Here is a 22,343-nt window from a genome sequence, read left to right as displayed (position 1 = left end):
AAATAACTTCCTTTGATGATTAAAATGAAACATACACTTAATAAAAGAAAAACTAAATTCCGTCTACTCAATAAAAAAAACAGCTTGAATAAAATCTCTCACGCTGAGTTTGCCTCATTGCTTTATATCAGAAATACTAATATCGCCTTAAATAAAGATCTGGAAGAAATTCTTCGCATACTAAAAGAACTGCAAAAAATAAATAAAAAATCCCGATTGATTTTTAAGACCAACTGTACATTGACTCAACATATTCTTTGGGAAACCATTATCAATGAGATAAATCAAAGTCTTATGTATATCAAACTCCAAATTGAATACATAAAGGAAAATACTGTACAAGCAAACCACTTTAATTTTTCTTTGTTTTGGCAGCAGAATAAAATTTTCGTAAAAACCATTGAAGACAATTACGAAAAACTGGAGCTATTAGGACATCAAATTCTCCCCAACGAAGAATTACTATATTGGAGAGCAAACATTTGTAATATGTATGATGAGTTTTTTCATATTATGATTTCACTTTTAAATATTTGCAAAATAGAGCTAAACTCTATCAAAACCCATTCTCCTCAAAATCTATCAGAGATCATGCAGAACATTATTATAAACATTCCAAAAATCAAAAATAGTGATAAACTTAAAAGGTATGAACGAATATATATTGAGGCTTTAAAAAACTATAAAGAGGAATTCAGCGAAAGACTTAGTTTTTGGAATGTAGTATTAAAAGCTTTGAGCATGAATAAAGATAAATCTCCCTCAGAACAATTAATGCTAGGAAGATGGATTGATGGTAAGGATAGAAGAAAGATTAATAGCATTTAAAAACAATTTTAACCTCATAAATTAATAGCATGATACGATTCACCTAAAATTGCCTTGATAAACAGTCTTTAGGTTATTTCTATCCTTCTCAAATTTTCAAATAAGGTGATTGGCTATCGCATTAATGAAAGATTCATCAGAATTATTATTCTTCAAATCCCTAATTATAAAATAAACCTATGAATACTATACGCTTATATAAATTTAAAGATTCAATCACCAGGAAAATACCTTTTTTGAATAAGGAATCTAATTTGGATATTTTAGATGATCCGAGGCAAATTACAATGGTAGAAATTCAAATTGTTACGGAATATGTAATTAATATCTCCAGCGCTTTTATTTATGAAGATCTGTCGTACAAAGAATTGATACACCTATGCAGTTCTGCAAAACAAACTATAGAACATTATTTTATTAAAAACAACAATGGCTATGATCTGATATAATATTTCTGAATCACAAAATTATATCTACAACCTGAAATAAGAAGCTTTTATTATTTCTAATAGTCCATCCGCCAACCTTTTCCACTGAATTTTAGAAATTTCAATGATTCCTCCGAAACCTGTGAAGAGCTTTCTTATTTTATCAAAAAATCCTGCATATAAATTAGGATAGTCGTTCCTTTCATAGATTCCTATCTTTATAAATTTATTACCCCTTTATACCTCTTCCGCAATAGGTTTCCCAATAATTAATATTAAAAATCTTTCTTTCAGAATTTTGAATTGATTGATTGGATTGATTGTGATTTCAAACTTTCAAAATTCTTCTGACTTTCAGCATCGTTAAACTTCCTTTAAATATCCTTTTAAGCAAGAATAGATAGAGAAAAATTTAATCGAATAATTACAGTTAAATAAAATCTGTTTATTGATATTTTATTTTGATTATCTTAAGTTTCTGCAAAAAAACCATTGTCTGAAATCCCATGTCCCACTCAAACCACTTCGTTGCATTATTAGGTCTATGCGGATACTTATGATGATTATTGTGATAGGCTTCGCCCCAGAAAATAAAATCAAATGGCAAAATATTCTTTGAAGTATTTGTTAACTTATAGTTTTCATAACCAAATTTGTGTGCCCACCAATTTACTGCCATTCCCTGTAGAGAACCCATTATTACAGTCACTGGTAAAAAAAGCCATTGCCACCAAGCCGTTGCCAATAAAGCATAAATAATTATATATGCAGCAATCCAACAAAATCTTGTAATATAATTGTGTGCTATTTTATCAAACCTCTCCCATTCCGGAAGATTCTTTTTGTATTTTTCTGCAGCAAATGTTTTTCCTATATAAAGGTTAAAATAGTTATTTCGTGTCGTCCACATCATCACAAAAGGATTAGGATCGTTGTGAGGTGAATGTGGATCTTCGCTTTTATCTGTATGTGCGTGATGCAAACGATGCATTAAACCGTAAGTGTAGGCGCTGATATAGGAAGATCCCTGTGTAAAAAAGCAGCCTATGTAAAACATTCTTTCCCAAAATTTTGACATTGTGAAAAGATTGTGGGCAGCATACCGATGATGAAAAACGGACTGAAAAAAAAGCGATGTATACCAATGTATAAGTATAAAAATGAATATTGCCATAATTATATAAATTAAAATGAAAGATTTTTCGTAGAAGTATTACGGAAGGCAAAGAAAAATTATGCTTTATTTATGAGCCATTATTCACACGAAAATTTATTTTCATTCTGCAATATCTTCTATAAGGTACGACAATTTTGTGAATTTGGTTTGATTTTCTTTCAAAGATTTATAAAATGAACAGAAAATAAAATATGATGTATTTCTTTACTCATCAATATAAATTTACATTCTATCACTTTCAAACTTTCTTTATTTTGCAAATAGAATGGTTTATGTAATGTTTCATGAGACAGATAACCTATTTCAATTATAGAAATTCATTATAAATATTTATCATATTTTTTAAAATCTCAGTCAAAATGTGAAAGACAATCGAAGTAAAACCAAGTCAAATTATATCAACTTCGATTGTTTTATATGCTTAAGATTATATTATAAAAACTCTATAACTATAAGAAATCAAATGCTAATTCGCAATAGCCAATTCTTGTTTAATTTGGCTCAAACGAACTAAATCATCGATAAAAGTGTTTGAAGATTTGCTCGTCAAGGTCACAAACAGCCAAATGGCGCCACTTTAAGACAAGTGGCGCCATTTTTAATAACACATCTTAAGGGGTAATTGGAATTTAATCTTTATTATTATAAACAGAAAAAAGATTTTATTTGAATCTCAAATTCAGGGAAATAATATCAGACTTCATTCCCACGGATTTCGTGTAATGTCCGTATCTGATTTCCAGCATATTCAGCCTTTCGACACCAAATAAGCCGTTTTTCGGACTGATTCTGATTCCTGCTCCGTAAAAATTACTGCTGAATTTTGAAAGATCATAATTACTGGTATAAAAATCATCAAAAGCCGTATGTTGTTGATAAGGCGCAAAATATTTAGCCGCAGTCTGAGAATAATATCTGTAAAACGGGCTTACCGAAATAAAAGGTGAAATTTTCACCGGCGTTTCCAGGCTGAATGTATTTGATTTCAAACTCCAATCGTCGGTATAATAACGATAATATGCTCTCAGAATTACTTTGTCTCCGAGGAAATAATTTGCTCTTATTCCCAAAGGAATTTTAAATCGTTTATCAGGCAAAGCTTCCTGATAAACTGAGTTATCATTGAAATAAACCCTGTGGAAAGGCAAACTTAAATATCCTGTCTGCTGAATTCCATCTGCCAAAAATTCAAGCTGAAAATTCTGATTGATGATTTGCGAATAAGAAAGAGACAAAGCATACGTATTTCTTCCACTTGTTCCGTAGTTTTCGTATTCTCCTCCGGTGCTTCCGCTTGTTCTGAGCTCGATCGGAGCAATCAGTTTTACCTGATCTAGATAAGCCTGGAATTTCGCCGTAAACTCTCCCATTCTGTTCTTAGTTTTTTGTGAAAATCCAATGTTTACTCCGTACGATATGTAATCGAACTCGAAGGAAGTAGAAATGCCCGCCATTAAAGTGGTTCCTTTATCTATATTTTCACGGCTCCAGCTTAATGCAGGATAAATCCTGTTGTCTGCGTGGGAAGCGGATGAATTGGCTTTCAGATCGATCATATCCGACGAAGCAGAAGTATAATGATCGATCCCGACACTGAAATCGAATTTATTTTTCCTGTCTTTCTTGTCGTATTTTACCATGGTTACGTCGATAGTATTGGAAATATCGGTCAGTTTTTCCGTCCCGATTCCTCCTGTAACTGCAGAATTGTTCCCGTTTTGTTTATAATAGCTTGAAACTAAATTAGCTTCATCAAAAGTCAGTTCTTTAGGCTGTTCATTGTTTGTGTTTTCCTGCGCTTTTACGTTGAAAATTCCAAAAAGAGCAATAACACTTACGATCAATTTTTTCATTTTTGAATCACAATTAAATTTTACGATTACTCTTTTTAGTTACATCCGCAACCACCGCCAACTTTTCCTGCATTAGCTCCCGAAGATCCTTCTCTGTAGGATTGAAAGCTGAGTTCGGTTTTTTCAATCGTCCGGTTTCCCAGAACCATCTCGGCATCGTTTAATTTATTTTTTTCGTACTCTTTTACGGTTGTGCAGGACTGTACCGAAGCAACTATGATCAGTAAGCAAGCTGATATTTTTATAAGGTTTTTCATTTTAAATTAATGTTTTGAGATGAATAAATTTTGTCCTGATCATCAATAATAATACATTCCAGATGGTTGATCTGATTGATCATATTGAGTGCCGCATCGATTCCCATAATGCTTACGGGAGTTGCCATTGCATCGGCAATTTCGGCATTGGGACAAAAAATTGTAACACTTTTCACGCCCGAAACAGGCATTCCTGTTTTGGGATTAATGGTATGAGAATATTTTTTACCGTTGATAACGACGAATTTTTCATAATTTCCTGAAGTTGCAACTGCCATATTTGTGATATTCATATACGAAAATGGCTGTTTTGCGTTGTCGGGATCGGCAATTCCGACAGTCCAGGGTTTTCCGTCTGCCTGATTTCCCCAGGTCGTTAAATCCCCCGAAGCATTCACAATTCCGGAAGTTACCCCTCTGTTTTGAAGCATCTGTTTTGCCATTTCTGCCGCATAGCCCTTCCCTATTCCCCCGAAACCGATCCGCATTCCTTTTTCTTTGAGGAAAACGGTTTGATTTTCTCGGTCAAGGATGATATTCTGATAATTAACAAGTTTCAGATGGTCTTTAATCAGTTCAGGATTCGGAAGCTCTTTCATTTCACGATCGAAATTCCAGAAACTTTTATCGATACTGCCATAGGAAATATCGAAATATCCGTCAGTTATTCTGCTGATTCTAAGACTTCTTTCAATCAGGTTAAAAATCTCCCAATCCACTTTTACAGGCTTGATTCCGGCATTTCTGTTGATGAGATTGGTCTGGCTTTCTTCACTGAATGTCGTCAGAAGCTTTTCAATTCTCCGAATCTCCCCGATAGCTGCATTAATATGGTTATTTGCCGAATTTTCTTCATCGTTTACAACGGTAATTTCAAAAGCGTTCCCCATTAATTTCTGAGGTCTTTTGAATTCTTTTAACATACCTTTTTATTTTTGATTTTCTTTGATACTTCTTATCTCTTTACTGAAAGCCAATGCATTTTCCGAAGGCAGCCCTTCCCAGCTTTTCAGGATTTTGCCTTCAGAATTCAGTAGCAATGTGTAAGGAAATAATCCTTTTTTATTGTACTGATCAGCAAGTGAAGCATTTTCTTTTTTCAGTTCAGAGGAAAGCTGATTCTTTTTGTTTCTCGGAAAATCTGCATTGATGTAAACAACGACATTTTCTGTTTCCAGCTTTTTAAATTCATCGGTTTCGATGATATTTTTATGAAGTTTGATGCATGGAATACACCAGTCTGAACCTGAAAAGTTCAATAAGATAAGTTCTTTATTTTGTGAGGCTTGTTTTCTGGCATTTTCCAAACGGCTTTGCGCATGAATGCCAACAGCGAATACAACCATTAATATGGCTGAAAATATTGTTTTCATTATTCTGAAATTAATGATATAAAATAATTGATGTTGTTGATTTGTGAATACAAACCAAATTGAGACTGAATTATGAAAAAGATGATTTTGGCGGCTCCCATACGGAATTCAGAAAACCTTTATAGCAAAGATCTTCGTCTTTTGAAGGAATTTTATGAAATTTTAATAGTCTGAAATGATAAGCTGCAGTTTCAAAACTGAATCTCTGATTAATCGTAAAAACCAACGATAAAGGCGCAGAATGTATGATAAACGGAAGTCTCTGATCTTTTCCGTAATCACCGTCTTTCACAGGATGATCGTAATGTGTTCTCAGAAATGCAGTAAGCGTCATATCTGGGTTCAATTCTTTATGCTCAATGTAATGTTCAACAAGTTCCGGGATTTTCAAAAGCTGATATAATTCGGTTGTGGAAACCAAATATAAAAATAACAACAATATGGAAATCAACTTTTTCACAAATCAAAATCATAAAATATTCTATTAAAAATACTTATTTTTTTCCTGTATACCTTTTTACAAGTTTATATCCCTCAAACCACAATACTGAAACAGCAGCAACAAGTAATGTCATCCCCAATTCTATTACAGTAAGAGAGGTTACACTAAAGAATCCTGATACAGGCTTTACATAAAGAATAATAAATAACAGCACAAGAACCAATGCCGAAATCCCCATTAGCAGAAAATTACGATTTTTAAAGCTTTCAAATATGCTGTAATAGAAAGAACGGTTCACCAGACTCAGCAATATATTGGCAAATATCAAGGTACTGAAAACCCAAGCTCTCGTTTTTACTTCATCATTCCCAAGATCAACAGAATACTGATATATCCATATTATTCCTGCTGTAATAACCAGCCCCTGAACAATACTTACCATAAGCTCTTTCCAGTTCAAGAAGGTATCCGTAAGTGCTCTTGGAGGTTTCTTCATTGCATTTTTTTCAATAGGCTCATTCTCATACACAATGGAACAGGTAGGCCCCATTACCAATTCGAGGAAAATGACATGAACCGGTGTAAATATGTGAGGGAATATCCACCCTAAGAATAATGGTAAAGAAACCGTTAAGATAATAGGTATATGAATGGAAATGATATACTGAACTGCCTTTTTGATATTAGCATAAATTCTTCGACCGGCAGCAATTCCTACTACCAGCTTTTCTAGATCATCATTCGTAATCACCAAAGCAGCAGCCGATTTAGCAATCTCAGTTCCTTTATTCCCCATCGCTACTCCTATGTGAGCCGCCTTCAATGCAGGTCCGTCATTCACACCATCGCCGAGCATTGCGACTACATTACCTTGGGCTTTCAGAGCATTTACCACTTCAAGCTTTGCTTCGGGAAACATTCTTGTAAATAACGTTGTATTTTCGGAGAGCTTCAGCAGGTCATCTTCAGAACTTGAAGCTATTTCGCTTCCGTTTATCGCAGGACTGTCATTTATAATTCCTGCCTGCATTGCAATCGCCTTTGTTGTATCTGCATTATCTCCTGTAATTACTTTTACCTTAATCCCTGCATCATAAATATGCTGAAACACATTTTTTATTCCTTTTTTAGGAGGATCATAAAATACAGTCAATCCTAAAAATTCAAATGTAAAATCCTGTTGCTTTACAGGAAAATTATTTCCTTCGAAATGGGATTTAGCCACCCCAAGAACACGATATCCTTGTTCTCCGAATTCTTTTATGACTTCTCGTACTTTGTTCTTTTCTTCTTCGGAAAGTTGAGAAACATTAAGGATGGCTTCAGGAGCCCCTTTAGCAGCAATAATTCTTTTTTTTTGTTCATTCTCAAAAAGATGCGTCATCATCGGAGGCTTTCCTTCCAACGGATATTCATGAAATAACTGGTAATCTTTTCTTTTATCTGAATCCTGAGTTTGTTCGTAAACCTTATGCAAAGTTATTTCCATCGGATCAAAAGGTACCGGCTCACTACTCCACATGGCATAAGCAATGAGTTCGTCCAGTTCTTTTATTTTAAATTCTTCCTGCTCGTAAATGGTATCAGATTGATAATCGTAAAGGTGTTTTAACTGCATAGAATTTTTAGTAATTGTTCCCGTCTTATCCGTACATATTACTGTAACACTTCCCAATGTCTCAACAATGCTGCTTCGTTTGATAATGATTCCTTCACGCATCAGTTTCCAGGCTCCCAAAGCCATGAATGTTGTAAAAGCGACAGGAATTTCTTCAGGAAGTACAGACATCGCCAATGTAAGACCACTTAATAAGCTGGTAACAAAGTCGCCTGTTTTGATGAAACTGAAAACACATACTGCCATAAAGATAACCAACCCAATAATAGCCATACCTTTTACAAAACTCCGGATCTGAAGTTGTAAAGGCGAAGCTTCTTCCTTTATTCCCAGAATAGATTGCCCTATTTTCCCTACTTTGGTTTCTTTTCCTATACTTTCAACTACAAAAACAGCAAGTCCGGAAACCGTAATAGTTCCACTGTATACTTTATTATCTTCCGATTGACTGTCTTTGAAAACAGAAAAACTTTCCCCTGTCAAAGAAGATTGATTAACCGAAAAATCATTGCTGTGAACAATCTTCCCATCAGCATTGATCAGATTCCCTTCTTCTGTAATACAAAGATCACCGACAGCAATTTCAAAAGTAGGAATTTTCACCACCTTTGAATTTCTAATTACCTTACTTAAAGGTTCATTAAGCTTTTCGAGTTCTTCAAGTGCTTTCTTGCTCCGGTTATCCTGATAAAAGGAAATAGCAGTCACACCTACTATCGCCACAAACATAAATACAGCTTCTCCATAATCGCCTATAACTACATAAATGAGGGAAACACATATCAATAAAATAAGCATGGGTTCTTTCAGGATACTGATAAGCATACCTATCCATGTTTCCTTCTTAATCGCTTCTAATCTGTTATAACCGTATTTTTTTCGGGAAGCCGTAACCTCAGCTTCTGTAAGCCCTTTCAGGTCTTCAGGTATATTGTAATTCATGCGAGATGGATCTAGTATTAAATTTACTGAAAGTTTTTGTCATGGCAGAAAATTATTTGCCATTTTTTCCCTATTACTGAATCTGCTTTTTGACTTGATCCACCCATTTTTCTACTTCTAATTTATCTTCAGAAGATAATTTTGCATTATGATGGATAACTGTATACGAGCTTAGAGGCATTTCTCCACTTCTTACCGTTTCAGTAATCTCGTCTAATTTTTTCAATTTCTTTTCTTTAGAATAGGTATTGAATTCATCAAAATTCAAATGCCTTTTTCCAGAATTGACATGATCCGCCAACCACCATTTTACTGGCTGTATATTATTATACCATGGATAAGCTGTATTATTAGAATGACAGTCATAACAGCTTGTTTTTAATAAACCCTGTACATGAGAGGACATCTTATATTGTTTTTCAATTGCATTTTCCGAAGGAGTAGCTGATATATTTTTGTCAGTATCAAAAAACTGTATAGCAATTATCAATAGAGCGACAAATCCGGTTCCTGTTTTTATTAAAGATGATGTTTTCATTGTTTTATATTTTACTTGATTTTTAAAGTACTTATTCATTTATCAAAAGCTATTCTCCTTCTGTATTTTTAAGCTTCATAAGAAGTGTATAAGCATTTTTGATTACTATTTTTTTATTATTAAAATCATTAAAATTGAGAATCTGTATGAATCCGTTTTCCGTTTCACCTAATTTTACAGGAGTCAATCTGTAGGTTTGTTTTTTATCTTCCACGAAAACAAAATCTTTCCCTTCAAAATTGACGATGCTCTCCTCTGGAACGGCATTAGAAAAAGTGGTACTTGTTTCTATTTCTGCATTCATGTACATTCCCGGCACAAGACTCTGATCATATTTTTCAAAATGGCAATGTACTTCAGCCCAACCTCCGGGATTAACATCTTTACTTACCAATAAGATTTCTCCGTAATACTTTTTATCAGGAGCAGTATTGGTATATGCTGCGAACCGCTGCCCTTTGTTCAGGCTTTTCAGATCCTTTTCATAGACTTTAAGAGTAAGGTGAATATCATCAGGATTAATTAATTCAAAAAGTACATCGGATGGATTTACATATTTCCCGACATTCACATTTACCTTGCTTACAAAGCCATTGATACTGCTGTAAACAGGTACACTTCTCGTAATATTGCCAGAGCTCAGCGATTCAGGGTTTATATTAATAAGACGAAGCTGCTGAGCCAGAGAATTCATTAAAATTTTATGACTGTTCATTTCAGATTGTGCCTGCTGCATCACCTTATCACTGGTTGCCTGGCTTTGGTTCAATGTTTTCTGACGGTTATAATCCAATTGGGCAAAATGTACTTTAGATTTTGACATCAGATAATCCTGCTGAAGCTGAATAAACTGCGGATTTTCGATAACTGCAATCACCTGACCTTTTGATACTGGTTTGCCAGGAAGTAAATTGCTGGATTTGAGATAACCTCCCAAAGGAATACTTACCGAAACCAAATTTTGTGGTGGAACATCAATCATCCCGTTAAGCTTTAAAACTGAAGAAATCTTCTGTAAAGAAAGCGTTGTTGTTTCTATCGGAGCATTTCTCAATTGAGCATCGGTAAGAACCACTACATTTTCATCTTTCGACGTGGCAGAAACCGGTTCTGTTTTTTCATGGTCTTTACATTGGTAAAACAGGAGCAATCCTATGGATAGAAAATATGATATAATTTTAAGTTTCATTGTTAAGGGTTTAAAGTAAGATATTCAAGTTCTATAGCACTTTGATTCAGTTTCCATACGGCATCAGCATAATTATTCTTTAAGGTAACTGCCTGATTGACCAACATGACAAATTCCAGGTAATTAATTTCACCTGCCAAAAACTGTTTCTTAGCTGTTTCAGTAATGATATCGGCATTTTTCAGCTCTGAGCTTTCATATTGGGAAACAATATCAAGATTATTCTGATAAATATTGGTTGTTTTTTTAAACTGATTCTTCAGAGCAAATTCTGTGTTGAGCACATCGTTTTCAGCAACTGATTCTGCAATTTTTGCAGCCTGTATTCTTGACTTCTGGCTTCCTGAAAAGACAGGAACCGAAACGCCCAGCTGTACAGAATGAAACTGTGGTGCAGATCCATACACTTTATCATCAGCTCCCATTCCTCTGAAACTGTTAAGATTGTAAGCCAACTGCAGACCGGGAAGCATTTTTGCCTTTTCAAGAGCAATCTGCTGCTCAGAAACATTTTTCTGTTGTTGTAGCAATTTAATGGTAGGATGTAAGCTAAGTTCGGTTTTAGAGACTCCATTAAATAATTTCTGATCCTCAGGTAAAAATTCTGTTTCGGTATTCAAAAGCCACTGAAGCTGATATCCTAAAACAGAAAGTTCCTGTTCTACTTGTTTTAACTGAATTTCTATAGCTGATTTTTGATTGGAAGCTGTTGTTTTTTCCAGAATATTACTCTCACCCGCTTTTAAACGAATGCTTGCTTTGTTCAGAAAATCGGTGTACAATTTTAATATTTCATGAAGAAGCTGTTCCTTGTCTTTCCAATACAGGATATTATAAAAGGTAAGACTCACGGCTTTCTTCAGCTCATATTCTTTAAGAGAAACATTCAACAAAGATCTTTTCCATTCTTCAGTATATACATTCTTCTGTTTTTTATACACTGACGGAAACGCAATGTTTTGGGAAATTCCGAATTTCATATCGTTGTAAGCACTATTGATCTGCCCGTAATCGATTGAAATTCCTGTTTGCGGAATATCATTGGCAGATTGAATCAATGCTTTTGAATACTCTGATTTCAGTTTTTCATTTTTAAGATTTCTATTGTTCTCTAGTGCTATATTAATAGCATTTTGCAGACTGATCGAAGTTTGGGATTTAACACCGGTTCCCATTACGCTAAAAACCAAAATCAACACCGCTGCAAAGTTTTTATGATTGCGCTTTTTCATTTTAAATCCTTTTTCAATATTTACGTAAAGCAATGGTAAAACGAATAGGGTAAGAAAAGTCGCTACCATCAGCCCACCAATAACAACAGTTGCCAAAGGTCGCTGAACTTCCGCTCCGGCACCACTACTTACAGCCATTGGAATAAATCCTAATGAAGCCACAAAAGCCGTCATCAGAACGGGACGAAGTCTTGATTCCCCTCCGTCTATAACAATTCTTACTATATTTTTAATTCCTCTTTTATGAAGACGGTTAAACTCTGAGATTAAAACAATTCCATTTAAAACCGCCACTCCAAAAAGTGCGATAAATCCTACTCCCGCACTGATACTGAAAGGCATACCCCGCAATGCCATCAGAAATACTCCACCAATAATAGAAAGGGGAATTGCAGTATAGATAAGTAAACTTTCTTTAACAGAATTAAAAGCCAGGAACAGCATAACGAAAATAAGAGCCAATGCAATCGGAACAGCAATCATAAGACGCTGTTTGGCATTATTAAGATTTTCAAATGATCCTCCGTAAGTCATATAATATCCTGTGGGAAGCTTCATTTTTTGATCTGCTTTGCGCTGTAGCTCTTCCACAATACTTTGTACATCCCGTCCTTTTATATTGAAGCCTACTACAATTCTTCTCTGAGCGTTTTCCCTCTGAATTTGGTTGGGACCATTTTTCACTTCTACTTTGGCAAGCTGAGATAGCGGGATCTGATTTCCGGAAGGAGTAGGAACCAGGAGATTCTTAATATCGGTAACATTTTTCCGATCCTTGGTATCAAGCCGTACTACCATGTCGAAACGTTTTTCACCTTCAAAAACCAATCCTGTACTTTGTCCTGCAAATGCTGTGTTAACAATCCTGTTGATGTCTGAGATAGACAAATGATACTGAGCAATCAAAGGACGATTGTATTCTATAATAACTTGTGGCATTCCGGAAATAGGTTCTATATAAAGATTCTGAGTTCCATCCACAGTCTCTATAATTTTTCCAAGCTTCTGGGCATATTGTGAAAGAACATCCAGATCTTCTCCAAAAATCTTGATAACAACATCCTGTCTTGCCCCCGTCATTAATTCATTAAAACGCATCTGAACAGGGAACTGGAAACTGGCGGTAATTCCCGGAACATCCTGAAGTTGTTTCCCCATTTTATCTGCCAGTTCCGGGAAAGAGGAAGCTGAAGTCCATTCTTTTTTATCTTTTAAAATAACCATCATATCTGAAGCATCCATGGGCATTGGGTCAGTAGGAACCTCCCCACTTCCGATCTTTGTCACTACCTTTTCCACTTCAGGAAATCTGGATTTAAGAATATGAGCAGCCTTCTGGGTACTTTCAATCGTCGTTGTTAGATTACTTCCGGGTAAAACTCTTGTGTCCACCGCAAAATCGCCTTCTTCAAGAGATGGAATAAATTCCCCTCCCATTCTGGATAAGATGAAAACGGCCATTATAAACAGGACAGCCACAATCGCAAAAATCGTTTTCGGAACTCTAAGAAGCTTAAGTAAAGTATGAAGATAAATCTTCTCTACTTTCTTCATAATTCTATCTGAAAAAGTAGTTTTTTCACTTCTTTTTTTCAATAAAACAGCACTCATCATCGGGATATACGTTAATGACAATAAAAATGCGCCCAGTAATGCAAAAGCAACGGTCTGAGCCATTGGTTTGAACATTTTTCCTTCAATTCCCTGTAGGGTAAGAATCGGCAGATAAACAATCAGGATAATGATCTGTCCGAAAACCGCACTGTTCATCATTTTTCCTGCAGAATCTATAACAACGGTATCCATTTCTTCTGCTCCAACAGAAAAAATCTTTTTGAATTTTGAATTATGACTGAACTGATGTAATATAGATTCTACAATAATCACCGCGCCATCGATAATCAAACCGAAATCCAGAGCTCCAAGGCTCATCAGATTACCGCTAACTCCGAAAAGATTCATCATACAAATTGCAAATAACATAGCAAGAGGAATCACTGAAGCCACCAGTAAACCGGCTCTTATATTTCCAAGGAATAATACAAGAATAAAAACCACGATCAATGCTCCTTCTGTAAGATTTTTTTCAACAGTACCAATAGCATTATTCACCATTTTGGTCCGATCCAGAAAAGGTTCTATCACTACTCCTTTTGGAAGCGTTTTCTGAACCTGAGCGATTTTCTCTTTTACATTTTTAATCACCTGGTTACTGTTTTCACCTTTAAGCATCATAACGACCGCTCCTGAGACTTCTCCTTCATCATTAATGGTCATAGCTCCGTATCGGGTAGCAAAACCCGGCTTTACTTCTGCAATATCTCTTATAAACAGTGGAACATCATTTGTTTTTGTAGCAATAGAAATATTTTTAATTTCTTCAATGTTTCCGACCAAACCTTCACTTCTAATGTATAAAACGGTAGGTCCTTTTTCAATATAAGCACCTCCTGTATTTTGATTATTAGCTTGTAGCGCATCGAAAACATCATTAATGGTAATTCCATAAGCATTCAACCTATCCGGATTGACTGCAATCTCATATTGTTTTAACTTTCCTCCAAAGCTGCTGACTTCTGCAACCCCTTTTACACCTAAAAGCTGCCTCCTTACAATCCAATCCTGAATTGTACGAAGCTCCATGATATTGTATTTTTTTTCATATCCTTTTTCAGGTCTTATTACATACTGAAAAATTTCACCCAGTCCAGTGGAAATAGGTCCTAGTTGGGGATTTCCTATCCCTTGTGGAATGACAGCCTGTACCTGTTGCAGTCTTTCAGCAACCTGCTGTCTTGCCCAATAAATGTCAACATCATCTTCGAAAACAATAGTAACAAGAGATAGCCCGAATCTGGAAAAACTTCGAATCTCTTTTAGTCCTGAAATATTATTATTGGTCTGTTCTATAGGAAAGGTAACAAGTCGTTCTATATCCGTTGCTCCAAAAGAAGGTGCAATGGTAATAACCTGTACCTGATTATTGGTTATGTCGGGTACCGCATCTATCGGTAATTTAGTGACCTGATAGGAACCAATTCCAATAAGCCCTAATACCAACAAGGCAATAATGAGTTTATTCTTTACAGAAAACTCAATGATTTTTGTAAGCATAAATGATTAATTATTAATCTTAATTATTGAGATAAGTTGTAGGTATTTTGAAGCACACAATGAATGCATCTGCATCTTTTGCAGATATTATGGCAAAGCAAAATACCCTCAATCAGAGAATGATTGAGAAAAATAGATTAAGATTGATGAAATCTTGGGGGCTCCCAGATAGAATTTAAAATTTCCTTATTATAAAGGACATTTTTATAAAGGATTTGTTTTATGCCAATAGGATTAAATACCTTTTCTATACAATGAAGATCTAAAATTGGATTAACGGTAAATGCAACAGAAAGAGGACTTGCGTGTGAAACAAAAGGTAGCTTCTGATCCTGATCATAATCATTATCTTTAACCGGATGATCATAATGCATTTTCAGAAATGCAGTAAACGACATTTCTGAATTAAGGTTTTTGTGCTGAAAATAATGCTCAATGAGAAGCGGCATTTTCAAAAACTGATATAGTTCGGTTGTAGAAACCAAATAAAGGGATAACAACAATATGGAAATCAGCTTTTTCACTGTATCAAAATTACGAAATATTTCATTAAGAATGATTTTAAATAATCTAATTTGTACAATATTTTACACTGTATTTTTCAAAATAGTAATACTTATAATAATGAAAAGTATTACTACAAAAATGTAGTAATACTAAAAAAAAATACATAATATTCAGACCTATGTATTCTGTTGACAAATAAGATTTCTCAATATTGTCATTTTATTTTTTCTTCCACAACACCAATTATCGCCCAGAAGAATTTTGTTTTTCACCTTACTTTTTCCCAAAAATTCAATAATTTATCACAAGCAGTATCAATTAGATTAAAACTATTAGGAATTTCATCCCACTTACTCCAATAGGTAACCAGACGAGTGCCTACCGGTGTTGCATCAAGCTGTTCCCTTACATACTCCGAATAATCATAGTATAAATCTCTATTATGAATAATTGTATCATCAATTGAGCATGAAGTATCTATATTCTCATAAAAAGAATTAAAAAAATAGAACGCTTCATATTCTAAAAAAGAGATTTCTTTTATATTTAAATTAATAAAATCAACATTTGATATATTGTGTTTATCAGCTATTTTTTTTGATATTTTAGTTAGAGATGTTCTTTGCTCAACTCCGTAGAATATACCATCTGTAGAAGCAGCTCCCACGAGACAAAACTTACCTGCTCCAGATCCAATATCCAAAACTTTTCTATCGGTATCATCAACCAAGTATTTTGCAGCCATCTTAGCAACAGCAACTGGAGTCCAATGACGCTGTGATAACGCTTTTATATGTTCGGGATATATTTCATTAAAAGCATTATCATCAATATCTATATTTAATTTAAGGTATTCAAAAATCATTCTATCATTCAGTTATACTCTCATTATTTTGATCAATTATAGTAAAATAAACATGATCCAACAATATGCAAAAATTGGTAGTATCAGAGGTAATTTATTTTACATTAATGAAGGGAAGAGCCACTATTATTGCTTTAGTTGGTTTATTTCTAATGTTAATAAAAATCTCATTTCCTACAGCGGAATTTTCAACAGAGATGTATCCCATCCCAATCGCTGTCTTAAGTGTTGGTGACATAGTCCCAGAGGTAACAGTTCCTAAGATTTCTTGATTTTCATTCCAAACTTCGTAACCATGGCGAGGAACTCCTTTATCAATCATTTCAAATCCCACTAACTTTTTGGATATCCCTTTTTCTTTTTGATTTTTTAAAAATCCACTATGAACAAAATCTTTATTAAATTTAGTAATCCAGCCTAACCCAGCTTCTAAAGGTGAGGTAAAGTCGTCAATATCGTTTCCATACAAACAGTAGCCCATTTCCAATCTTAATGTATCTCTTGCTCCTAGCCCTATGGGCTCTATTCCTTCTTCCTTCCCAGCGTCGAAAATAGCTTCCCATAAATGTGCAGCATATCTGTTTTCAACATATATTTCGAATCCTCCTGCTCCTGTATATCCCGTGGCAGATATTAAAGCATTAGGAATATGAGCCAATTCGCCAATGGTAAAAGTATAATATTCCAAGTCTTTTAAACTGATATCCGTCAATTTTTGCAAAACCTGTTGGGCTTTTGGTCCCTGAACTGCTAACAATGACATCGAATCTGAGATATTACTAACCTGTGTATCAAAGGAATTCTGTTCATGAATCCAGTTCAGGTCTTTTTCTATATTTGATGCATTAACGACCAATAAGTAGTCGTCCTTGCTAATCATATATACTAAAAGATCATCGATTATTCCTCCTGTGTCATTAGGCATACAGCTGTATTGTACCTTTCCCGGAAAAAGTTTTGCTGCATCATTGGAAGTAATCTTCTGAATTAATGATAAGGCTTCTTTTCCTTGTATCAGAATTTCTCCCATATGAGAAACGTCAAATACACCTACCCTATTTCTTACAATTTCATGTTCATGATTGATACCTTTGTATTGAACAGGCATTTCATAGCCTGCAAAATCAACCATTTTTGCTCCAAGCAGATGATGTATTGCATTAAATGCCGTTTTCTTAATTTTCACTGTTTCCATCCTGTTATAAACCAATTAAGGAAGCATATGATTCAACTTTCAAGAGTCCCTCTGAATCAGATATATTATTAATCTTTATTTTAATCATCCATCCCTCTCCGTAAGGGTCAGAATTTACTAATTCAGGATTTGCTTCCAATTTTGGATTGATTTCCAATACTTCACCTGCAAGCGGCAAAAAAAGATCTGATACTGTTTTCACTGCCTCAACTGTCCCAAATACAGCATGTTGTTGTAGATTCTCTCCAAGAGTTTCAATTTCAACATATACAATATCCCCCAATTCATGTTGTGCAAAATCAGTTATTCCAATATATGCTATATCATTTTCTACTTTCACCCATTCATGGTCTTCAGTATACAAAAGATTTTTAGGAATTTCCATTTCTATTTGTTCTTTATTTTAATTTATTTATTTTTTTTGGATAGGCCCTCCTTCTATAATTTCATTACTGGCAAAAGATTCAAACTCTTTAAAGTTCTCCGTAAATTGATTGGCTAGATGTAGTGCTTTTTTATCATATTGAGATGAGTCAGCCCAAGTATTTTTAGGATTCAGGATTTCAGAAGGAACACCTTCACACTGTACAGGCATTTGAAGACCAAAGACAGCATCACTTATAAAATCTACATTTTCGAATTTGTTTTCTAATACTGTAGTAATCATAGCTCTCGTGTAAGACAGTTTTATACGTTCTCCTACTCCGTAAGAGCCTCCTGACCAACCTGTATTAATCAACCAAACGTTTACATTATTTTCATTCAGCTTTTTCCCTAAAAGTTCAGCGTATTTTGTAGGATGAAGGGGAAGAAAAGGTTTTCCGAAGCATGCTGAAAATGTGGTCTGTGGTTCAGTAATTCCAGCTTCGGTTCCGGCTACTTTTGCCGTATATCCCGAAATAAAATGGTACATCGCCTGACCAGTTGTTAGTTTTGAAATCGGAGGCAGTACGCCAAAAGCATCACAAGTCAAAAAGAAAATATTATTGGGAATCCCCCCAACAGAAGGATGGATCGCGTTATCAATAAAGTCGATCGGATAAGCAGCTCTGGTGTTTTCAGTGACAGAAGTATCATCATAATTAACAATGTCTGTTCCGTCAAAAAAACGTACGTTTTCAAGCAAAGTACCCGGACGAATCGCAGCGAAAATCTGAGGCTCTTTGTCTTGACTTAAATTTACACATTTAGCATAACATCCCCCTTCAAAATTAAAAACATTATCGTTATCCCATCCATGCTCATCATCTCCTATTAATTTTCTGGCCGGATCTGCTGAAAGAGTCGTTTTTCCTGTTCCGGAAAGTCCAAAAAATACAGAAGTATCTCCACCTTGGCCAACATTGGCTGAACAATGCATTGATAAGACTTGTTTCTCATGCGGAAGAATATAATTCAATACCGTAAAAATGCCTTTTTTAATTTCACCCGTGTATGCACTCCCTCCAATAAGAATGATTTTTTTTGTGAAATTGATAATCGTAAAATTATGCTGACGGGTTTTATCAGTTTCAGGAACAGCTTTAAAACTTGGTGCTGCAAGGATAAGCCATTCGTGCTTAAATACCCCAAGCTCTTTTTCATTAAGCCTTAAAAACAAATTATTGGCAAATAAGCTTTGCCATGGATTTTCAGTAATAACCCTGATATTTAAACGATATTCAGGTTTTGCACAAGCATAGACATCTTTAACATAAATTTCACTTTCTGAAAGATGAGCAACTACACGATTATATAATCGGTCGAAATCTTCAGGCAAAAACGGATGATTTACTTCTCCCCACCAAACCGAGTTTTGGGTATTTTCATCTAAGACTACATATTTATCTTTTGGGGAACGTCCTGTAAACTCACCAGTATCACAAGCCAATGCCCCCGATTCAGTTGTAATACCCTGCCCTTTTCTTAAGGTTTGTGAAATTAACTGGGTTTCTGATAAATTCCAAAAAATCTCTTTTGTGGATAGAATTCCGATTTCCTTTAAACTTTCTAAATGATTCATTTCTATGATCAGTTTTTTACTTTCGAGCAAAAGTAGTCCCTTTCTCAATAAATTTTCATGATCTATCTTTTTACAAAATTTGATTTAAGTCAAAATTTTAGACAATCAAAATAACGTACTTTAATAAGAATTTTTAACTATTTTAATCTCTAATTAATACCAATGGTACATCTACAAAAAGAACTTACAAAAACGGGATTCAGTATTAATCCGTTAAGCCATATTATTAAAAAGAAACAAGGAAAATCAGATTTCAATACATTAAAATACTTTTGTATTTTACTAATACTTGACGACCTTAAGATTACTATTGAAGAAGAAACTTATGAAATAAAAAGTAACAGTGTTGTTTTTATTGGTCCTCATAAAATGCTCTCATTTAGTAAATATAAAGGAAAAGAAATCTTTATTTACTCTTTTTCTTCTTTGTTTTATGAACAACACTCTAATAACCCTACTTGCCTCTATTCAATTCTATTTTTTAACTTAAGAACAGATATTTTCAGTATTCCTTATTTTGATGCTCCAAAAAACATGATAAAATACTATTTAGTTGAAAGGCTTTATAATTTTCAAAATAAAAATGAAAAGCTTTTTATTCCCGCAGCTTATACCATCATTAAATCACTAATTCTTGACGCATCTTTAGCTCTCAATAGTAAGATAAATGAAAAAACTGAAAATTCTCGGTATACTACCAATATATTAACGTCATTTAATATGAAAATTAAAAGAAATTAGTTTTCAACTGGTTATACTTACCAATTAAGTCGAACAAATTACTTCATCTTAACTTTCTTTTCAATACATAATATTTATATAATATTCTATCATACCAGATGATGAAAAAAAGTAATCCTACAGAAAATAATAATGTTTTTATATAAAAGATTTCATAAATAAAACCTCCTGTTACGCCTCCTGAAAAAAAACATAGTACAATGACAATTTTTAGCATAATACTTTTTTTTAGTTGGTTGTATACAATTCCTTTACGATAAAAAAACAATTTTGACATTTCTATCCCTAAATCGGTAAAAATACCTGTAAGGTGTGTCGTTCTTACCACTGATTGAGATACTCTTGTTACTAAAGAATTCTGCAATCCCATTGCAAAAAGTAAAAGACAAGCAATTGTATTTGGACTGATTGTTATTTTTAAATCAGCTGACAGTCCTATGAAGCCCAAAATAAAAATTTCTATCAGTAAAGGAATAAAATGAGATTGTAGTTTTCTAAACCCGGATACAAATTCTACCAGAAGACTCGAACAGAAAGCTCCTAACAAGAAACATCCGATAAATAAAAGGTAGATAGCAGCTGCATAATAATCCTTCAGCACTACTTCTTCAGAAAAAAAAGCAAAATGACCAGTGATGTTCGTCGTTAATATTTTAATTGATAATACTCCAACAATATTAATTGTCCCTGCAACAAATGAAAGGAGTGATGCTAATTTAAGATTATGAAAATAAGTTCTGTTTTTTCCTCTATGTCTAAACATCTATACCATATTTGACTGTTACAATAGATACTTCCATATCAGTTACAAGATCTTTTAAGAAATCTTATACTTATCTTTTACTTTATGAATTCTGGTCAAAAAACTTCATCATAATTATGAACACAGTTATTGATGAATCCCTGTTCTTCCATCCATTTGTCGCTGTACACTTTGGTAATGTATCTTGACCCATGATCCGGATATATTAAAACAATGATATCGTTTTCAGAAAGCTCATGAGATTGTGCATATTGCATCAATGCCTGAGTAACTGCTCCTGTAGTATAACCTCCCATAATCGCTTCTTTTAAAGCAATTTCGCGGGTTCTGTAAGCAGACATCTCATCGTTTACTCTTACAAACTCATCAATTTTATCAAAAAGCAAGGCAGAAGGAATTAAATTTTTCCCCATTCCTTCGATCTGATAAGGGTGAACATCTTCTTTACGAATTTCCCCGGTCTCATGATAACTTTTAAGAATAGAGCCATCGGCATCTACACCGATCACTTTGATCGCAGGATTTTTTTCCTTTAAAAATTTTGCTGATCCTGATAAAGTTCCACCTGTTCCAGTGCAGGCAAAAAGGTGAGTAATTTTACCTTCTGTCTGTTCCCAAATTTCAGGTCCTGTGGTTTGGTAGTGGGCATCAATATTTAGTTCATTAAAATATTGATTGATGTAAACTGAATTTGGTGTTTCTGAAGCGATTCTTTTAGCAACTTCATAGTAAGATCTAGGGTCATCTGCAGGTACATTAGCAGGGCATATGTAAACCGTAGCTCCAAGTGCTTTAAGATAAGCTATTTTTTCTGGCTTTGTCTTATCACTTACAGCAAGCATACATTTATATCCTTTAATGATGCAAACCATTGCAATAGAAAAACCGGTATTTCCGGAAGTAGTTTCTACAACTACAGAATCTTCTTTTAATAAGCCTTTTTTCTCAGCGTTTTCTATAATGTGAAGTGCAATTCTATCTTTAGTGGAATGTCCAGGATTATATGATTCTAACTTGGCATAAACGGTTGCAGGAATATCTTTTGTAACAGTATTTAGCTTCACCATAGGAGTGTTTCCTATTAGGCCAAGGATATTATCGTAAACATTACTCATTATTTGTTATTTTCAATAAAAAATAACCGGATAAATAAAAGGTAAAAAAATTTAGCTATATCAATATGTATAAAGAGTACTTGTTATTATTTATCCGGTATACTTAAAAAAATCGTTATATAATAATTTATCTCCAGCTTCTCTTCATTACATTCAGTTCACTT

At 34.2% G+C, this 22,343-nt stretch carries 20 protein-coding genes; 3 read left to right on the top strand and 17 right to left on the bottom strand.

Annotation, left to right across the window (positions count from 1 at the left end):
• Positions 1 to 24: 24 nt before the first annotated feature.
• The gene (locus LV842_RS10540) at positions 25 to 828 is read left to right on the top strand and encodes a hypothetical protein (RefSeq protein ID WP_233111406.1); all 804 of its coding nucleotides are present in this window, start codon (positions 25 to 27) and stop codon (positions 826 to 828) included.
• 236 nt (positions 829 to 1,064) lie between these two features.
• A complete protein-coding gene (locus LV842_RS10535) occupies positions 1,065 to 1,277 on the top strand; it encodes a hypothetical protein (RefSeq protein ID WP_233111405.1) in 213 nt (70 codons plus the stop codon).
• Positions 1,278 to 1,701: 424 nt separating this feature from the next.
• Here the strand turns inward: LV842_RS10535 and LV842_RS10530 are convergent, their stop codons facing one another.
• The 15 genes from LV842_RS10530 to pckA all read right to left on the bottom strand — a co-directional run bounded on the left by LV842_RS10530 (position 1,702) and on the right by pckA (position 19,560).
• Entirely contained in the window at positions 1,702 to 2,430 is a 729-nt protein-coding gene (locus tag LV842_RS10530) for a fatty acid desaturase (protein WP_233111404.1), read from the bottom strand.
• A 665-nt stretch (positions 2,431 to 3,095) separates the two neighbouring features.
• The gene (locus LV842_RS10525; RefSeq protein ID WP_233111403.1) at positions 3,096 to 4,286 is read right to left on the bottom strand and encodes a DUF3570 domain-containing protein; all 1,191 of its coding nucleotides are present in this window, start codon (positions 4,284 to 4,286) and stop codon (positions 3,096 to 3,098) included.
• A gap of 35 nt (positions 4,287 to 4,321) precedes the next feature.
• Complete coding sequence (locus LV842_RS10520) at positions 4,322 to 4,543, bottom strand: DUF4266 domain-containing protein (protein WP_233111402.1); 222 nt, start codon at positions 4,541 to 4,543, stop codon at positions 4,322 to 4,324.
• Positions 4,540 to 5,466 (bottom strand): FAD:protein FMN transferase, encoded by a 927-nt coding sequence (locus LV842_RS10515; protein WP_233111401.1) that lies wholly within the window; start codon positions 5,464 to 5,466, stop codon positions 4,540 to 4,542. The genes LV842_RS10520 and LV842_RS10515 overlap by 4 nt, the downstream gene beginning before the upstream one ends.
• A 6-nt stretch (positions 5,467 to 5,472) precedes the next feature.
• Positions 5,473 to 5,916 (bottom strand): thioredoxin family protein, encoded by a 444-nt coding sequence (locus tag LV842_RS10510; RefSeq protein ID WP_233111400.1) that lies wholly within the window; start codon positions 5,914 to 5,916, stop codon positions 5,473 to 5,475.
• A 70-nt stretch (positions 5,917 to 5,986) separates the two neighbouring features.
• Entirely contained in the window at positions 5,987 to 6,355 is a 369-nt protein-coding gene (locus LV842_RS10505; RefSeq protein ID WP_233111399.1) for a hypothetical protein, read from the bottom strand.
• Between the two features lie 55 nt (positions 6,356 to 6,410).
• The gene (locus LV842_RS10500) at positions 6,411 to 8,918 is read right to left on the bottom strand and encodes a cation-translocating P-type ATPase (protein WP_233111398.1); all 2,508 of its coding nucleotides are present in this window, start codon (positions 8,916 to 8,918) and stop codon (positions 6,411 to 6,413) included.
• Between the two features lie 73 nt (positions 8,919 to 8,991).
• The gene (locus tag LV842_RS10495; protein WP_233111397.1) at positions 8,992 to 9,456 is read right to left on the bottom strand and encodes a heme-binding domain-containing protein; all 465 of its coding nucleotides are present in this window, start codon (positions 9,454 to 9,456) and stop codon (positions 8,992 to 8,994) included.
• Between the two features lie 49 nt (positions 9,457 to 9,505).
• Positions 9,506 to 10,645 carry an efflux RND transporter periplasmic adaptor subunit gene (locus tag LV842_RS10490; RefSeq protein ID WP_233111396.1) on the bottom strand — a complete coding sequence of 380 codons (1,140 nt, stop codon included), beginning with the start codon at positions 10,643 to 10,645 and terminating at the stop codon, positions 9,506 to 9,508.
• A gap of 2 nt (positions 10,646 to 10,647) precedes the next feature.
• The gene (locus tag LV842_RS10485; protein ID WP_233111395.1) at positions 10,648 to 14,991 is read right to left on the bottom strand and encodes a CusA/CzcA family heavy metal efflux RND transporter; all 4,344 of its coding nucleotides are present in this window, start codon (positions 14,989 to 14,991) and stop codon (positions 10,648 to 10,650) included.
• A 137-nt stretch (positions 14,992 to 15,128) separates the two neighbouring features.
• Positions 15,129 to 15,515, bottom strand: coding sequence for a hypothetical protein (locus LV842_RS10480; RefSeq protein ID WP_233111394.1), 387 nt, complete (start codon positions 15,513 to 15,515; stop codon positions 15,129 to 15,131).
• Between the two features lie 251 nt (positions 15,516 to 15,766).
• Entirely contained in the window at positions 15,767 to 16,363 is a 597-nt protein-coding gene (locus LV842_RS10475) for a class I SAM-dependent methyltransferase (protein ID WP_233111393.1), read from the bottom strand.
• A 94-nt stretch (positions 16,364 to 16,457) separates the two neighbouring features.
• Positions 16,458 to 17,558: a glycine cleavage system aminomethyltransferase GcvT gene (gene gcvT / locus LV842_RS10470; RefSeq protein ID WP_233111392.1), complete on the bottom strand. Its 1,101-nt coding sequence runs from the start codon at positions 17,556 to 17,558 to the stop codon at positions 16,458 to 16,460.
• A 4-nt stretch (positions 17,559 to 17,562) separates the two neighbouring features.
• Positions 17,563 to 17,943: a glycine cleavage system protein GcvH gene (gene gcvH, locus LV842_RS10465; RefSeq protein ID WP_233111391.1), complete on the bottom strand. Its 381-nt coding sequence runs from the start codon at positions 17,941 to 17,943 to the stop codon at positions 17,563 to 17,565.
• Positions 17,944 to 17,970: 27 nt separating this feature from the next.
• Positions 17,971 to 19,560 (bottom strand): phosphoenolpyruvate carboxykinase (ATP), encoded by a 1,590-nt coding sequence (gene pckA / locus LV842_RS10460; protein WP_233111390.1) that lies wholly within the window; start codon positions 19,558 to 19,560, stop codon positions 17,971 to 17,973.
• A gap of 162 nt (positions 19,561 to 19,722) precedes the next feature.
• On the opposite strand from pckA, the gene LV842_RS10455 reads away from it, so the two are divergent.
• On the top strand, positions 19,723 to 20,301 hold the full coding sequence (locus tag LV842_RS10455) for a hypothetical protein (protein ID WP_233111389.1): 579 nt from the start codon (positions 19,723 to 19,725) through the stop codon (positions 20,299 to 20,301).
• A 43-nt stretch (positions 20,302 to 20,344) separates the two neighbouring features.
• On the opposite strand, the gene LV842_RS10450 is transcribed toward LV842_RS10455, so the two are convergent.
• The gene (locus LV842_RS10450) at positions 20,345 to 21,064 is read right to left on the bottom strand and encodes a YoaK family protein (RefSeq protein WP_233111388.1); all 720 of its coding nucleotides are present in this window, start codon (positions 21,062 to 21,064) and stop codon (positions 20,345 to 20,347) included.
• A 95-nt stretch (positions 21,065 to 21,159) separates the two neighbouring features.
• The gene (locus LV842_RS10445) at positions 21,160 to 22,179 is read right to left on the bottom strand and encodes a PLP-dependent cysteine synthase family protein (RefSeq protein WP_233111387.1); all 1,020 of its coding nucleotides are present in this window, start codon (positions 22,177 to 22,179) and stop codon (positions 21,160 to 21,162) included.
• Positions 22,180 to 22,343: the final 164 nt, after the last annotated feature.

It is taken from the genome of Chryseobacterium gwangjuense, assembly GCF_021311115.1.
In the GTDB taxonomy this organism is placed as follows: Bacteria; Bacteroidota; Bacteroidia; order Flavobacteriales; family Weeksellaceae; genus Chryseobacterium; species Chryseobacterium gwangjuense.
The sequence above is the reverse complement of the archived record's forward strand: the minus strand, read 5'-3'. Positions and strand labels throughout refer to the sequence as shown.

What these genes read in the sequence shown, in the direction of transcription:
- pckA (WP_233111390.1), bottom strand. Translation starts at nt 19,560, where the DNA reads ATGAATCATTTAGAAAGTTTAAAGGAAATCGGAATTCTATCCACAAAA.
- LV842_RS10540 (WP_233111406.1), top strand. Translation starts at nt 25, where the DNA reads ATGAAACATACACTTAATAAAAGAAAAACTAAATTCCGTCTACTCAAT.
- LV842_RS10455 (WP_233111389.1), top strand. Translation starts at nt 19,723, where the DNA reads ATGGTACATCTACAAAAAGAACTTACAAAAACGGGATTCAGTATTAAT.
- LV842_RS10530 (WP_233111404.1), bottom strand. Translation starts at nt 2,430, where the DNA reads ATGGCAATATTCATTTTTATACTTATACATTGGTATACATCGCTTTTT.
- LV842_RS10500 (WP_233111398.1), bottom strand. Translation starts at nt 8,918, where the DNA reads ATGAATTACAATATACCTGAAGACCTGAAAGGGCTTACAGAAGCTGAG.
- LV842_RS10450 (WP_233111388.1), bottom strand. Translation starts at nt 21,064, where the DNA reads ATGTTTAGACATAGAGGAAAAAACAGAACTTATTTTCATAATCTTAAA.
- gcvT (WP_233111392.1), bottom strand. Translation starts at nt 17,558, where the DNA reads ATGGAAACAGTGAAAATTAAGAAAACGGCATTTAATGCAATACATCAT.
- LV842_RS10495 (WP_233111397.1), bottom strand. Translation starts at nt 9,456, where the DNA reads ATGAAAACATCATCTTTAATAAAAACAGGAACCGGATTTGTCGCTCTA.
- LV842_RS10445 (WP_233111387.1), bottom strand. Translation starts at nt 22,179, where the DNA reads ATGAGTAATGTTTACGATAATATCCTTGGCCTAATAGGAAACACTCCT.
- LV842_RS10475 (WP_233111393.1), bottom strand. Translation starts at nt 16,363, where the DNA reads ATGATTTTTGAATACCTTAAATTAAATATAGATATTGATGATAATGCT.
- gcvH (WP_233111391.1), bottom strand. Translation starts at nt 17,943, where the DNA reads ATGGAAATTCCTAAAAATCTTTTGTATACTGAAGACCATGAATGGGTG.
- LV842_RS10515 (WP_233111401.1), bottom strand. Translation starts at nt 5,466, where the DNA reads ATGTTAAAAGAATTCAAAAGACCTCAGAAATTAATGGGGAACGCTTTT.
- LV842_RS10520 (WP_233111402.1), bottom strand. Translation starts at nt 4,543, where the DNA reads ATGAAAAACCTTATAAAAATATCAGCTTGCTTACTGATCATAGTTGCT.
- LV842_RS10525 (WP_233111403.1), bottom strand. Translation starts at nt 4,286, where the DNA reads ATGAAAAAATTGATCGTAAGTGTTATTGCTCTTTTTGGAATTTTCAAC.
- LV842_RS10510 (WP_233111400.1), bottom strand. Translation starts at nt 5,916, where the DNA reads ATGAAAACAATATTTTCAGCCATATTAATGGTTGTATTCGCTGTTGGC.
- LV842_RS10490 (WP_233111396.1), bottom strand. Translation starts at nt 10,645, where the DNA reads ATGAAACTTAAAATTATATCATATTTTCTATCCATAGGATTGCTCCTG.
- LV842_RS10485 (WP_233111395.1), bottom strand. Translation starts at nt 14,991, where the DNA reads ATGCTTACAAAAATCATTGAGTTTTCTGTAAAGAATAAACTCATTATT.